The sequence below is a fragment of the Streptomyces sp. NBC_01471 genome, from assembly GCF_041438865.1.
GTDB lineage: Bacteria > Actinomycetota > Actinomycetes > Streptomycetales > Streptomycetaceae > Streptomyces.
In genome coordinates, this window is sequence record NZ_CP109450.1 from 2,663,583 (window position 1) to 2,676,900 (window position 13,318).

At 71.3% G+C, this 13,318-nt stretch carries 11 protein-coding genes and 1 pseudogene; 4 read left to right on the forward strand and 8 right to left on the reverse strand.

What is annotated here, in order from left to right; all coding sequences use genetic code 11:
* Nucleotides 1-220: 220 nt before the first annotated feature.
* Genes OG285_RS11365 through OG285_RS11395 form a run of 7 tightly spaced genes read right to left on the reverse strand, consistent with a single transcriptional unit; the run spans nucleotide 221 to nucleotide 7,091 of the window.
* Nucleotides 221-1,111, reverse strand: coding sequence for a DUF5936 domain-containing protein (locus OG285_RS11365; RefSeq protein ID WP_356836100.1), 891 nt, complete (start codon nucleotides 1,109-1,111; stop codon nucleotides 221-223).
* 18 nt (nucleotides 1,112-1,129) lie between these two features.
* On the reverse strand, nucleotides 1,130-2,068 hold the full coding sequence (locus OG285_RS11370; RefSeq protein ID WP_371790889.1) for a type II secretion system F family protein: 939 nt from the start codon (nucleotides 2,066-2,068) through the stop codon (nucleotides 1,130-1,132).
* A gap of 9 nt (nucleotides 2,069-2,077) precedes the next feature.
* Entirely contained in the window at nucleotides 2,078-3,415 is a 1,338-nt protein-coding gene (locus tag OG285_RS11375) for a CpaF family protein (protein WP_356836104.1), read from the reverse strand.
* On the reverse strand, nucleotides 3,412-3,891 hold the full coding sequence (locus OG285_RS11380) for a TadE/TadG family type IV pilus assembly protein (protein ID WP_371790890.1): 480 nt from the start codon (nucleotides 3,889-3,891) through the stop codon (nucleotides 3,412-3,414). Before OG285_RS11380 ends, OG285_RS11375 begins: the two co-directional genes overlap by 4 nt.
* Nucleotides 3,888-5,498: an AAA family ATPase gene (locus OG285_RS11385; protein WP_356836108.1), complete on the reverse strand. Its 1,611-nt coding sequence runs from the start codon at nucleotides 5,496-5,498 to the stop codon at nucleotides 3,888-3,890. Before OG285_RS11385 ends, OG285_RS11380 begins: the two co-directional genes overlap by 4 nt.
* Nucleotides 5,499-5,505: 7 nt before the next feature.
* A complete protein-coding gene (cpaB, locus tag OG285_RS11390) occupies nucleotides 5,506-6,219 on the reverse strand; it encodes a Flp pilus assembly protein CpaB (RefSeq protein ID WP_356836110.1) in 714 nt (237 codons plus the stop codon).
* The gene (locus tag OG285_RS11395) at nucleotides 6,216-7,091 is read right to left on the reverse strand and encodes a hypothetical protein (protein ID WP_356836112.1); all 876 of its coding nucleotides are present in this window, start codon (nucleotides 7,089-7,091) and stop codon (nucleotides 6,216-6,218) included. Before OG285_RS11395 ends, cpaB begins: the two co-directional genes overlap by 4 nt.
* A gap of 401 nt (nucleotides 7,092-7,492) precedes the next feature.
* On the opposite strand from OG285_RS11395, the pseudogene OG285_RS11400 reads away from it, so the two are divergent.
* Nucleotides 7,493-8,377, forward strand: a pseudogene (locus OG285_RS11400) (chitinase); the annotation flags it as partial.
* A 187-nt stretch (nucleotides 8,378-8,564) separates the two neighbouring features.
* Here the strand turns inward: OG285_RS11400 and OG285_RS11405 are convergent.
* Nucleotides 8,565-9,392, reverse strand: coding sequence for a serine protease (locus tag OG285_RS11405; protein WP_356836114.1), 828 nt, complete (start codon nucleotides 9,390-9,392; stop codon nucleotides 8,565-8,567).
* Nucleotides 9,393-9,950: 558 nt separating this feature from the next.
* Here OG285_RS11405 and OG285_RS11410 point away from each other — a divergent pair.
* From OG285_RS11410 to OG285_RS11420, 3 genes are all read left to right on the forward strand, one after another.
* Nucleotides 9,951-10,166 carry a type A2 lantipeptide gene (locus OG285_RS11410; RefSeq protein ID WP_356836116.1) on the forward strand — a complete coding sequence of 72 codons (216 nt, stop codon included), beginning with the start codon at nucleotides 9,951-9,953 and terminating at the stop codon, nucleotides 10,164-10,166.
* Nucleotides 10,167-10,272: 106 nt separating this feature from the next.
* Complete coding sequence (locus OG285_RS11415) at nucleotides 10,273-11,079, forward strand: HlyD family efflux transporter periplasmic adaptor subunit (RefSeq protein ID WP_371790891.1); 807 nt, start codon at nucleotides 10,273-10,275, stop codon at nucleotides 11,077-11,079.
* The gene (locus OG285_RS11420; RefSeq protein ID WP_371790892.1) at nucleotides 11,064-13,316 is read left to right on the forward strand and encodes an NHLP family bacteriocin export ABC transporter peptidase/permease/ATPase subunit; all 2,253 of its coding nucleotides are present in this window, start codon (nucleotides 11,064-11,066) and stop codon (nucleotides 13,314-13,316) included. The genes OG285_RS11415 and OG285_RS11420 overlap by 16 nt, the downstream gene beginning before the upstream one ends.
* Nucleotides 13,317-13,318: the final 2 nt, after the last annotated feature.

Sequence of the window (13,318 nt, forward strand, 5' to 3'; positions counted from 1 at the left end):
GCGGTAGGGCTGTTGGTGCTGGTTCTGATGGGGCGGCGCCCATGCCTGAGGCGGTGCGGTGCATGGTCTCCGCCTCCCTCGGACTCGGCCCGAAGTCATATCCCTGGGGAGAGAGTGGCACAAAGGGTTGCGGCCTCGAAGCAGCTGACAGAAAGTGGCCGGATCCCACCCTCCGTATCAGCGTCTTCGTCACGGGAGCCATCGTCACGGGTGTCATCGCTCAGTTCCCGAACAGCGAGCCGAAGTCGGTGGTCGAGCCGAGGAACATGTTCGTCACGATCAGGATGAGGGTCGCCGGAACCATGGTGATCAGCGTGACCACCGTGGCCTGCGGGATCGCCTTCGCGGCCCGGCGCCGGGAGTTCTGGGCGTCGGTGCGGCGCATGTCGTTGGCGATCTGTATGAGGGTGTCCGCGATCGGCGCACCCAGCTCCTCGCCCTGCTGGAGCGCGCTGACGAACTGCGAGACCTGCTCGGACTCGTTGCGTCTGCGCAGTTCGTCGAACGCCTGGCGGCGGCTCACGCCCATGTCCATCTGGCGCAGCGTGATGCGCAGTTCGTCGGCCCAGGGGCCCTCGTACTTCTCGGCGACCCGCTCCAGCGCCTGCCGGAAACCGAGGCCCGCGCTGACGACCACGGCGAGGACGTCGAGGAAGTCCGGCAGGGTCCGCTCGATGATGTCCTTGCGCTTGCGGATGGCCTGCCAGATCGTCGCGTCGGCGGCGAACGCCCCGTAGGCGAAGGCGAAGACGGCGAAGATCCAGCTGCCGTTGGTGAGCAGCGCGAGGCCCGCGAGGCCGCCGAAGACGCCGTACACCGCGCGGCGGGCCGCGTAGCGGTCGACAGTCAGGCCGCCCGGGTTGCCCGCCGAGTCGATCCTGCGGCGCTTCTTCTCGACCGCCCGCGGGCCCATCGCCCTGAGCACGGCGGGCGCGAAACGCATCCCCGCGCGGTCGACCGCCGCCTCGGCGCCGCCCACCCGGGTCGAGCCCACTTCGAGTGCGACGGCGAGGTCGCTGGGGATCTTCACCTCGGAGCGGTACATCCGGACGCCCTGGAAGATCCCGGCGACGGCCGCGCCGAGCGCGAGGGCGAGCAGCAGTCCCACCATGGCTGTTGTCCCGTCCCCTCAGACTTCGATCTTGCCGAGGCGCCGCATGCCGATGAACCCGACGGCGTACAGGGCGAGTGCGACGAGCACGGCCGCCTGGCCGATCGGGTGGCCGGTCATCCGGGCCAGCGAGCCCGAGTCCATCGAGTTGAGCATGATCATGGCGCCCAGCCCGAGCAGCGGCAGGGTGTACGCGGTCGCGTTGACCTCGGAGAGCATCGTGACGACCTCGCGCCGGGTCTCCTTGCGCTCCTCCAGGGTCTCGGTGAGGTTGCGCAGGCTGCCGACGACGGTGCCGCCCGCGCGGTTGGAGAGGACCAGGGTGGTGACGAGGACGACGAGTTCCCGGGAGGGCAGCCGCTCCGCCAGTTCGCCGAGGGTCTCGTCGATGGACCTGCCGAGCGCCAGCTGTGCGGTGACCGTGGCCAGCTCCTCGCCCGCCGGTGCCTCCAGCTCCTCAGCCGCCATGCCCAGAGCGGTACGGAGGGCGAGCCCGGCGGCGGTGGCGTTGGCCAGGATCCGGGACAGCTCGGGGAGCTGGTTGATGAAGGCCTCGATGCGCTTCTGTCGCTGCCAGTTGAGGAAGGTGTTGCCCGCCCACAGGGCGACGAGTCCGGCGACCGGGCCGAAGAACGGCGCCAGCGCGGCCGAGGCGATCAGCCAGAGCGCGGCGACTCCCCCGAGGACGTACACGGTGAACTCGCCCACCGTCAGATCCAGGCCGGTCGCGGCCAGGCGCAGCTGGAGCCGCTTGCCGAAGGCGGTCCCGCGGAGTCTGCGGTCGACTCCGCCGAAGTGGCGGACGCGCAGCCCCTCGGGGCGCGGGCCGCTGTGCGACAGCCGGTCGACCAGGGCTTCGCGCTGGGCCTTCCCCGTGGCGTACACATGGACACCGGCGACGGCGAGCACACCGCAGAGCAGCGTGCCGCCGATCGCCAGCAGAGCGGTGTTGGTCATGGTGCTGCCCTACCTCGCCTCTCTCGTGTGGAGCGGGTCGACGTCTTCCACCACGCCGAACGCGGGCGGCAGCGCCTCGTTCGCGAGGTACAGCCGCTCCGCGATCCGGCGCGGCAGCGGCAGGTGTTCGAACTGGCCGTGCACGACCCGGTCCGCGTTCATCGGCTGCGCGCGGAACCGGGAGACCGTGGAGAGCTGGAAGCGCTCGCGCCCGTGGCTGACGAGGAGCACCAGCTCGCTGACCTTGCGGGAACCGTCGGCGTGCCGGGTGAGCTGCACGACGACGTCGACCGCGCTGTTGATCTGGTCGCGCAGCGCCTCGAAGGGGATCTCCACCTCGGACATGGACCCCAGGGTCTGGAGCCGCATCAGCGCGTCCTCGGCGCTGTTGCTGTGCACGGTGGCGAGCGAGCCGTCGTGCCCTGTCGACATCGCCTGGAGCATGTCGAGCGTCTCGCCGCCGCGCACCTCGCCGACGATGATCCGGTCGGGGCGCATGCGCAGCGAGTTGCGGACGAGGTCGCGGATGGTGATCCGGCCGTTGCCCTCGACGTTGGCCGGCCGGGTCTCCAGGCGTACGACATGGGCCTGCTGGAGCTGGAGTTCGGCCGCGTCCTCGACGGTGATGATGCGCTCGTGGTCCGGGATGAGGCCGGAGAGCGCGTTGAGGAGCGTGGTCTTCCCGGAGCCGGTGCCGCCGGAGACGATCACATTGAAGCGGGCCCGGACGAACGCGGAGAGCAGCAGCAGCATCTGCTCGTCCAGCGTGCCGAGAGCGATCAGTTCCTGGAGCCGGTACGCGCGGGGGAAGCGGCGGATCGTGAGGGTGGGGCCGGTCAGGGAGAGCGGCGGGATGATGACGTTGACGCGTTCCCCGGACGGCAGGCGTGCGTCGACCATCGGGTTGGACTCGTCGACCCGGCGGTTGACGGTCGACACGATGCGCTCGATGGTCTGCATCAGCTGCTCGGTCGAGGCGAAGCGCATCGGGAGCTGCTCGACGCGTCCGGCCCGCTCCACGAAGATCGCGTCGGGGCCGTTGACCATGATCTCGGTGATGGACGCGTCTTCGAGGAGGGGTTCCAGCACGCCGAGACCGAGCGCTTCGTCCACGACCCGGCGGATCAGCTGGGAGCGCTCGGCGGTGGAGAGCACGGGGCCCTCGCGGCTGATGATGTGGCCGAGTACGCGCTCCAGCCTGGCGCGCCGGTCGGCGGCGGCCAGCGAGGACATCTCCGCGAGGTCGATCTCCTCCAGGAGCTTGGCCCGGTAGACGGCGACCTGGTGGCCGTCCTCCCGGCCGCCGCCGTGTTCCTCGGGGGCGGCGATGCGGGCCCGCAGGCTCATGGTGCCTCCCTCTCGTTCGGGCCTGGGGCGCTCCCGGCTGGGGCGCTCCCGGCTGTGGCGCCCCGGGCCGTGGTGTCGTTCGGCATGGCGACGGTGCGGTGGACCGGGCCGAAGAGATGGATGCCCGGCAGGACGGACGGGACGGTGATGGTGGCGGTCGCGCGTACGGTGTCGCCGCCGCCGACCGAGACGGTGGTGTCGCCCTGGAGCCAGCCGGAGACGGCGTCGTGTCCGGCCGCGGCGCCGGTACCGGCCGCCAGCGCTTCCGTACGGGCGGCGGCGCGGGCGGCTGTGCCTGCCTGGTTGGCGGTGTAGCCGACGATGCCGAGCTGGATGGCGGCCATGCCGATGAAGAGCAGGATCGGGAGCATGCCGGTGAATTCGAGGATGGCGGTGCCACGGTCGTCGCAGCGGCGGGTACGGGCTCCGGGGGCCCGGGGCGGAGCCCCGTGAACGGTACGCCGCGTGGCACTCACCCCCCGTCCCCCTCCAGTGCCGCCCCCGCGGTGCCGTCCACCGTCCAGGGGAAGTTCCCGGCCCCCGGGAAGAGGACCGGGGTGCGCAGGTGGACCGTGGCCTTCATCAGGTCGCCGGACGGAGCACAGTCGACGCTCGCGTCCCCGCGCCAGTTGGCCGGCAGCCGCTTCAGGCCCGCCTCCCGGCAGCCCGCCGTCGAACCGTCCACCGCGTACGAGGCCGTGGCCGCCCGCGCCGCCTCGTCCGCCGCGTTGCCCGCGAGGGTGAACGTGTAGCCCCACAGCACGCACTGCCACATCGCCACCAGGACGAAGGCGATCAGCGGGGCCATCCCGGCGAACTCGACCAGTACCGCGCCCCGGTCGCTGTCGAGGCGGCCGACCCGCCCGCGCAGCCGCCCGCTCCGGCCGCCCCTGCCGTGCGACGCCGGGGCGGGCGCCTTCACCAGGCCGAGTTCCCCGGCCAGGCCCCACATGGCCTGCTTGACGCTGGAGCGGCTGTCCAGGTCCTGCATCCGGCCCGCGTCCACGGCCGCCTGGAGTTCCTTGAACCCGGCCGGGATCGCGGTACGGGCCGCCTTCGTACCGGTGATGCGCTCGACCAGCGGCGGCTGGATCTCGGCCGTGCGGGTGGCCCGGTTGACGACGGTGACCGTCTCCTCCGCCTTGCGGACCTGGAGCCTGTCCCACATCCGCACCATCCGCTTGGCCGCCCGGACGGCCACCACGTCAGGGGTGACCAGGAGCAGTGCGTGGTCGGCCATTTCGACCGCCGCCGCGTTGGCGCCGGTCAGCTGGGTCCCACAGTCCACGACGACGATCTCGTACCGGCCCCGCAGCGCGCCGATCGCCTGCCGGGCGACCCGGTCGGTGACCTCTTCGCCCCGCTCGCCGTCGCCGGGCGCGAGCAGCAGCCCGATCCCGCTCGGGTGCGCGTACACCGCGTCCTGGATGACCCGCGGTGAGATGTCGGCGATGCCCGCCAGGTCGGCGATGGAGCGGCGGAACTGTACGTCGAGGTAGGAGGCGACGTCACCGGACTGGAGGTCGAGGTCGACCAGGGCGACGGACCGGCCGGACGCCTGGGCGGCCAGGGCCAGCTGGACCGCGGTGACGGTGGCGCCGACCCCGCCCTTGGCCCCGGTGACCGTGACGACCGTGCCGCCGGGGCCTGCGGCCGGGTCGGGCCCGCCGCCGAGATGGCGGCGTACCCCGGTGGACCAGGAGGCCGCGTTCTGCACCCGGGCCGCCAGCTCCTCGTATCCGAGGGGCAGTCCGATGAGACCGCGGGCGCCCGCGTCCATCGCCGAGGTGTAGAGGAGCGGGCTGATGTCGGCGGTGATGAGGACGACGCCGACCGCCGGGAAGCGGAGTGCGACTTCCCGGATCAGTTCGAGCGCGGGGACCGGCCCGATCCGTTCGTGGACCAGGACGACCTCGGGCAGCTCGTCGAGCGACTCGGCGGCCAGCCGGGCGAGCAGGTCGAGCAGCGAGGTCGAGTCGGCGACCGGCGGGAAGGGCTCCGCGTCGGGGAGCTGGCTGAGCAGGGTGATCACCGCGCGCGCCGCGTCCGGGTCACCGGCCACGGGGAGGATGCGAGTCGTCATCTGTCCCTCACTTGTCGCCGTCGAGGGTGTAGGTACGGTCGCGCTGCGGGACGGTCGCGCTGCCGCCGGCCGCGACGAGCGCCAGCCGGACATGGGTCGCGAACGACTCCGCGTACGCCACGCGCTGGGCGTCGAGCGTCTTGAGGGCGAAGGTGATCGGGACGGCGTCGGTGGCCTGCCGGGAGCGGTCGGTCTCGTTCTGGTCCGGATCGAGGGCGGTGAGCTTGCCGACGTCCACGACGCGCGCGTTCGAGACGATGACCTTGGAGGTGTCGGGGACGCCCTTGTCGTCGCCCTTGAAGGTCGCGTAGATGTTGACGCTGGAGCCCGGGGTGATCTTGCCCGCCACTCCGGTCGACGCGTCGATCATGATGGCGATCTCCTGCTCGCCCGCGGTGAGTTCGGGCTGCGCCACGATCATGTCGCTCTGCAGCAGCGAACCCTTGCGCAGCTGGGTGACGGCGATCTTGCCGCGCACCTGGGCCAGGTCGGTCACCGCGTTGCCGGAGAGCCACTTCCGCGGCATCCGGGTCTCCTCGAAGTCGCCCGGGGTGAGCTGCTTGTACGGGGCTATGTCGCTTCTGACGCGGTACGCCGTGACCTCGGGGCCGACTTTCGCATTCACGTCGCGGATGACCGAGAGCACGCCGATGATCGCGGCGACGGCACAGACGGCCGACAGGATCAGCAGGACGACGCCGCGGCGCTGGCGGGAGTTCACTGGGCGGGCAACCTCTCGAGCTGGGCGTGCGGATCGAGCCGGGCGTGCGGATCGGCGAACGGTGCGGAGCAGAACCCGCAGCGGTCTCCTATGAGTTCGAGCCCGCACCAGCGGCACAGCTCACGGCGTACGGAGTTGACCAGCTGGTGCAGGACGGAGAGCTCGGGGATGGCCGCGGCGAACTCCACGAGCCGGGGCGTGGCCCACCAGCCGGCCGAGTCGGCGGGCAGGGCGGTCTCCAGATGGCCCTGGACCTGCCAGGCCGGGGCGAGCACCGTGGTCACCCAGTCGGACTGGAGCTGCCCCCTGGCGACGAGCATCCGGGTCCCGAACGACGGGCCGTCGAGCAGGCCGGGTTCGGTGCCGGTCACCTTGGCCAGCTGCGGTGCCGGCGAGGCCAGTACGGCGAACTGGGATCCCGGCATCCAGGACCTGGCGTGCGTGGTCAGGGAGACCGGTACGTGGTCGAGCCGGGTGACCGTCGGGAGCAGCGCGCCCGCGTAGATGTAATGGGCGAGCAGCCGGGCCGCCGAGGCGAGGACACCGGGGCTGAAGTCGCAGACGGAGAGCTGGCGCAGCTGCCGGGCGAGCACGGCGACACCGAGCGGCGGCAGGTCGACGGGCAGCAGCGCGATGCGGTCGCTCTCCAGCACCGAGCGGACGGCGTGCAGCCGCTGGACGTACGGCGCGGGCAGCGCCGCGGCGTACAGCACGATGACGTATCCGTGCTGTTCGAGCAGGGCGTGGAGCTCCGTGATGGAGGCTTCGAACGACTGCGCGGCGGGCGGCTGGAGCACGGCGGCGAGCGGGGTGTGCCGGTCGGACGGCGGCAGCACGAGATCGCCGCTGGTGACAGCTACGGCGGTCGGCACGTCGTGGTCCCCCGTTCACAGCGAGTTGCTCCTGCACCAGCACTGTATCCAGGGGACACGCCGGAAGAACCACAACTGCCCAAGATTCATTGGATCTTGGCGTCAGGGCAACGGGCCCCGGAAGGCGGAGAAACGGTGGAGAAGACGCCGCCGCCCGGACAGATCCCTTGACACGGCAATTGGTCTGGACCAGCTTGGTGGCATTCAGCGGTGGCCACCGTTCCGTATCTCAGCCCCCCCCCACCTGGAGGCCGTACGTGAAATCCGCACGATCCACCCGTACCTGGCTGGGCGCGACCGTGGCCGCCCTCGCGGCCGCGGCCCTCTCCTTCGCCGGGACGACGGCCCAGGCGGCCGAGACCACCGCCCACACGACCCACGTCGGCACGGCAGCCACAGCCGCCCCGCCCGCCCACGCGGTCACGGGCTACTGGCAGAACTTCAACAACGGCGCCACCGTCCAGAAGCTCAGCGCCGTACCGGCGGACTACGACATCATCGCGGTCGCCTTCGCCGACACCGGCAGCTCACCGGGCGCCGTCACCTTCAACCTCGACTCCGCGGGGCTCGGCGGCTACACCGCCGACCAGTTCAAGGCCGACATCAAGGCCAAGCAGGCGGCGGGCAAGTCCGTCGTCATCTCCATCGGCGGCCAGAACGGCACCGTCTCGGTGAGCGACTCGGCGTCGGCCGCCAACTTCGCCAACTCGGTCTACGCGCTGATGCAGGAGTACGGCTTCAACGGCGTCGACATCGACCTGGAGAACGGCCTCAACTCCACTTACATGTCGCAGGCGCTCAAGTCACTCGCCTCGAAGGCCGGCTCGGGCCTGGTGGTGACCATGGCCCCGCAGACCATCGACATGCAGTCGACGTCCAACGAGTACTTCAAGACGGCGCTCGCCATCAAGGACATCCTGACCGTCGTCAACATGCAGTACTACAACAGCGGTTCCATGCTCGGCTGCGACGGCAAGGTCTACTCACAGGGCACGGTGGACTTCCTCACCGCGCTCGCCTGCATCCAGCTGGAGGGCGGCCTCGCCCCCTCGCAGGTCGGGCTCGGTGTCCCCGCGTCGTCGAGCGCGGCGGGCAGCGGCTACGTCTCGCCGGGCGTCGTGAACAACGCACTCGACTGCCTCACCAAGGGCAGCAACTGCGGCTCGTTCAAGCCCTCGAAGACCTACCCCGGACTGCGCGGTGCGATGACCTGGTCCACCAACTGGGACGCCACGGCCGGCAACGCCTGGTCCGGCGCGGTCGGACCGCACGTCCACAGCCTGTAGCGGCCACCGCACCCAGCACGGCAGCGCCGCCGCTCCCCCGGCGGCGCTGCCGCCGTGCGTTGCGGGGCCTTCCGGGGGCCCGCCGGGCGGGGAAGGGGCCGGGCGAACGGGCCGGTGCAGACGGGCCGGGCACGCGATGGCGCCCGCCGGTCCCCCGGCGGGCGCCATCACCGATCGGGCCGGAGCCTTACGGCTTGGGCAGGGTGCAGCCCGAGCGGCTCAGGTCGATCTTGTTGCCGGTGCCGACGCACGGCACGATCCCGTACGTCTCCTCGGCGTAGTTGATGCCCTGGTGGATGGTGACGTTGCCGTTCTCGTCCACCTCGCACGGGTTGTTGTCCGTGCAGCGCTCGCCGTCCTCATTGCCCGTGTTGTTGACGGCGACGACCTTGCCCGTCGCGGTGTCGACCACCGGCGATCCCGAGGTGCCACCGATGGTGTCGCACGAGGAGGTGTAGCGGAGCGAGTCCTTCCAGGTCCAGTCGCCCTCCTTGAGGCGGTAGACGAAACCGTCCACGTTGCAGCTGTAGATCTTCTTCCAGTACCCGGAGACCACACTGATCGCCGTCCCCTGCGCGGGGTGCGCGGCGTTGAGCTCCAGCGCGGAGATGCCGTACTTGCTCTGTATCTGCGCGTACGTGGAGGTGAGCTGGTACAGCGAGATGTCCGTGTCGGTCATCGTGGCGTACGCCACCTTGCTCGCCTTGAGCGTGGCGACCGAACTGCCGGCCGCGTTGAGCAGCGAGAAGGTGCGGCTGGACGGCTGGTCGGTGATGACCTCACCGGCGGCCGGGAAGCCGGTCTCCAGGCAGTGGCCGTTGGAGAGCACCAGCGCGGGATCGCCCGGCTGGGAGTCCGGCACGCGGACGACGGAGCCCGAGCAGTTGCTCAGCGCCACCGTTCCCGCGAAGTCGGCCGCTTTGACCGTGGGACGGCTGGTGGCCGCCACCGCGGGTGTCGCTGCCGCGCCCATGAGGAAAAGGGCGAGCAGTGCGCCGACGAGAGGCTTCTTCATGTGGGGGGTCCCCTCTGTGACCGAAGTTCTTCCGGTTTGACATGCGCATTCTTAACGCACAGGGGGCTCACGGGGAAGGGCCCCTCACTCAGCGGCACCGGAGGCCGCACCACGCCGGCACCACCCCGGTGCTCCGCCCGCACAGCGCGCACGGGACGGCGCGCACGGGGTGACCACCGCGCGGCCTCCCGAGACACAAATCCGGCCACCCCACGAGCACCGTCAGTAAACCTGCACACCGAATGCGCAGCCCGGTCACCGTGTCCCGGAAAGAGGCACAACCCGCATAATCGCCCTTGGTCATAAATCCGGGCGTGTCCATTTTGCTGAAATTCACAGCGCCCCTTCCAATACGGACCTGTGGATCCCGTGAAGGCGCTGTCCCGGCCCGGTGAACGGACCTGCACCCGGCCGCAATTCCCTGCCCGCACAGCCGCTGACCGGGGACCTTCCGGGTGGATGTGCGAGGCGCCATCGTGCTTTGATCCTCCGCACCGCGGGAGTTGCACCACTGATTCCCGTCCGCTCGAATTACCCATAAGAAGGGCCGCTCACATCATGAACACCACTCCCCAGGTTGAGACCCTCGAAATCTCCGACGCCGACCTCGACAACGTCTCCGGCGGTCTCGTCGGCGGCCTCGTCAACACGGTGACCGGCACGGCCGACTCCGTCGCCCCGGTCTCCGGCGTCGTCGCCGGTGTCACCGGCACGGTCGAGGGCCTGACCGGTGTCAACACCGGCGCCGTCACCGGCCTCATCGCCGGCGCCTGAGCCACGGCTCCACTCGGGCCCCGGAACCTTCCCCAGGGTTCCGGGGCCCGACGGCGCTCCGGGCCGTGTCCGCGAAGAGCCGTCCGCGACGTAAGGGAAGAACGCCGTGCAGTTCCGCCAACAGGCCCTGTCCAAGCTGCAGTCGCCCGAGGAACTCGACCTTCCCGTGCGTCTCGCCCGGCCGCAGGGGCTGCTCGCCCTGGTGGTGACGGTCGTCGTGATGGCCGCCGCCGCCGTGTGGACGGTGACCGGGTCCGTGTCGTCGACGCTGCGCGCACCCGGCATCCTCACGTACGCGCAGGGCAGTTACGTCCTCCAGAGCCCCGTCACCGGTCAGGTCACGGGCGTGCTCGCCAAGGAGGGGCAGCGCCTGGCCGCCGGCGCGCCGGTCCTCAAGGTCCGTACGGCGCGGGGCGACCGGCTCGTCCGCGCCATCGACGCGGGCCGGGTCACCACGCTCGTCGCCGGGATCGGCGCGGTCGTCACCACCGGCGCCGACGTCGCCACCGTGGAGAAGACCCGCAGCACCCGGGATCCCCTGCTCGCCCTCGTGTACGTCCCGGCGGACAGCGCGGGGACCGTACCGGTCGGCGCGGACGTCGATCTCACCGTCCAGTCGGCCCCGGCCCAGCAGTACGGACTGCTGCGGGGCCGCGTCAAGGCGGTGGGGCGCGGCGCGCAGACCCGGCAGCAGACAGCCGGCCTCCTCGGCGACAAGGAACTGGCCGCGCAGTTCACGAAGGGCGGCCCGAAGGTCGCGGTGCTCGTGAAGCTGGTCGCGTCGTCCGCCGCGAAGTCGGGCTACGCGTGGTCGTCATCCAACGGACCGCCGTACGCACTCGACTCCATGACCCCGGCCTCCGGCGCCGTGCACCTCGCCGAGCAGCGCCCGATCGATTGGCTGCTCCCGTGAGCCCCTCCCCCGCCGCCCAGCGGCAGCTGCCGCCGGCCGGCCACGGCCGCCGCCGGGCACGCCCCGCGCCCAGGCCGCAGCGCCGCCACCGGACGGTACGGACCCCCACCGTCCTCCAGATGGAGGCCGTCGAGTGCGGCGCCGCCGCCCTGGCCATGGTCCTCGCCCACCACGGCCGCCACGTCCCCCTCGAAGAGCTCCGCATCGCCTGCGGCGTCTCGCGCGACGGCTCGCGGGCCAGCAACCTCCTCAAGGCGGCCCGCAGTTACGGACTGACGGCCAGGGGCATGCAGATGGAACCGGCCGCCCTCGCCGAGGTCCAGGCGCCCGCGATCCTCTTCTGGGAGTTCAACCACTACGTCGTCTACGACGGCACGGGCCGGCGCTTCGGACGGCGCGGCGTGCACATCAACGACCCGGACAAGGGGCGCAGGTTCGTGCCCGCCGAGGACTTCGACACCAGTTTCACCGGCGTCGTCCTCGTCCTCGAACCGGGCGACGGCTTCCGCGGGGGCGGCCGGAGACCGGGCGTCCTGCGGGCGCTGCCCGCGCGCCTCCGCGGCACCACGGGCACGATGCTCGCGGCCCTCCTCGCCAGCCTGCTCCTGGTCGCGGCCGGCGCGGCGCTGCCCGCGCTCAGCCGTACCTACATCGACATGTTCCTGATCGGCGACCGGACCTCGCTGCTGGGCGCGCTGTTCACCTCGATGGCCACGATGGTGGGGCTCACCGCCGTTCTCACCTGGCTCCAGCAGGCGAACCTGCTGCGCGGGCGCATCATCGCGTCGACCCTGAGCAGCGCACGCTTCCTGGGCCATCTGCTGCGGCTCCCCGTGACGTTCTTCGCGCAGCGCAGCCCGGCCGACCTGGTGCAGCGCCTCCAGTCGAACGACGCGGTCGCCGAGACCCTCGCCCGCGATCTGACCGCCGCCGGGGTCGACGGCGTGGTGGTGCTGCTGTACGCGGCGCTGCTGTGGACGTACGACCCGCAGCTGACGCTCGTCGGCGTGGGCGTCGCGCTCGGCAACGTCGTCGCGATGCGGATCGTGATCCGGCTGCGCGCCACGCGGACGCAGAAGCTGCGCGCGGACACGGCCCGGCTCACCAACACCGCGTACACGGGCCTCCAGCTGATCGAGACGATGAAGGCGACCGGCGGCGAGAACGGCTACTTCCGGCGCTGGGCCGGGCAGCACGCCACCACCCTGGAGGAGCAGCAGCGCCTCGGGGTGCCGAGCGCGTGGCTGGGCATCGTGGCGCCGACCCTGGCGACGCTGAACAGCGCGCTGATCCTGTGGATCGGCGGTCTGCGCGCGGTCGAGGGGCATCTGTCGGTGGGGCTCCTCGTGGCGTTCCAGGCGCTCGTGGTGCGCTTCACCGCGCCGATCACCCGCCTCAACGGCGTCGCGGGCCGTATCCAGGACTTCGCCGCCGACGTGACGCGTCTGAAGGACGTCGAGAGCTTTCCCGCGGACTCCCTGTACACCCGCTCCGACCCGGCCGCGGACACCCGCCGCCTGAAGGGGCACGTCACGCTCGACGACGTCACGTTCGGCTACAGCCCGCTCGACAAGCCGCTCCTGACGGGCTTCTCGCTGGCCGTCGGACCGGGGCAGCAGGTCGCCCTCGTGGGCGGCTCGGGCAGCGGCAAGTCGACGGTGTCGCGGCTGATCTCCGGTCTGTACAGCCCGTGGGAGGGCACGATCCGGATCGACGGGCAGCGGCTTGAGGACATCCCTCGGGGCGCCCTGACCGCGTCCGTGTCGTTCGTCGACCAGGACGTGTTCCTCTTCGAGGGCACGGTCCGCGACAACGTCGCCCTGTGGGATCCGTCGATCCCGGACGAGGCGGTCGTCGACGCGCTCAGGGACGCGGCGCTGTACGACGTCGTGGCGCGCAGGCCCGGCGGCATCCGGGGCCGGGTCGAGCAGGACGGGCGGAACTTCTCCGGCGGGCAGCGCCAGCGGCTCGAAATCGCGCGAGCCCTGGTCCGGCGGCCGAGCGTCCTCGTGCTCGACGAGGTGACCAGCGCCCTGGACGCCGGGACCGAGCACGTCATCATCGACAATCTGCGGCGCCGCGGCTGCGCCTGTGTGGTGATCGCGCACCGCCTCAGCACGGTCCGCGACAGCGACGAGATCGTGGTCCTCGACCACGGCGAGGTCGTGGAGCGCGGCCGCCACGAGGAACTGGTCGCCGCCGGAGGGCCGTACGCCGAACTGGTCAGGGAGCACTGAAC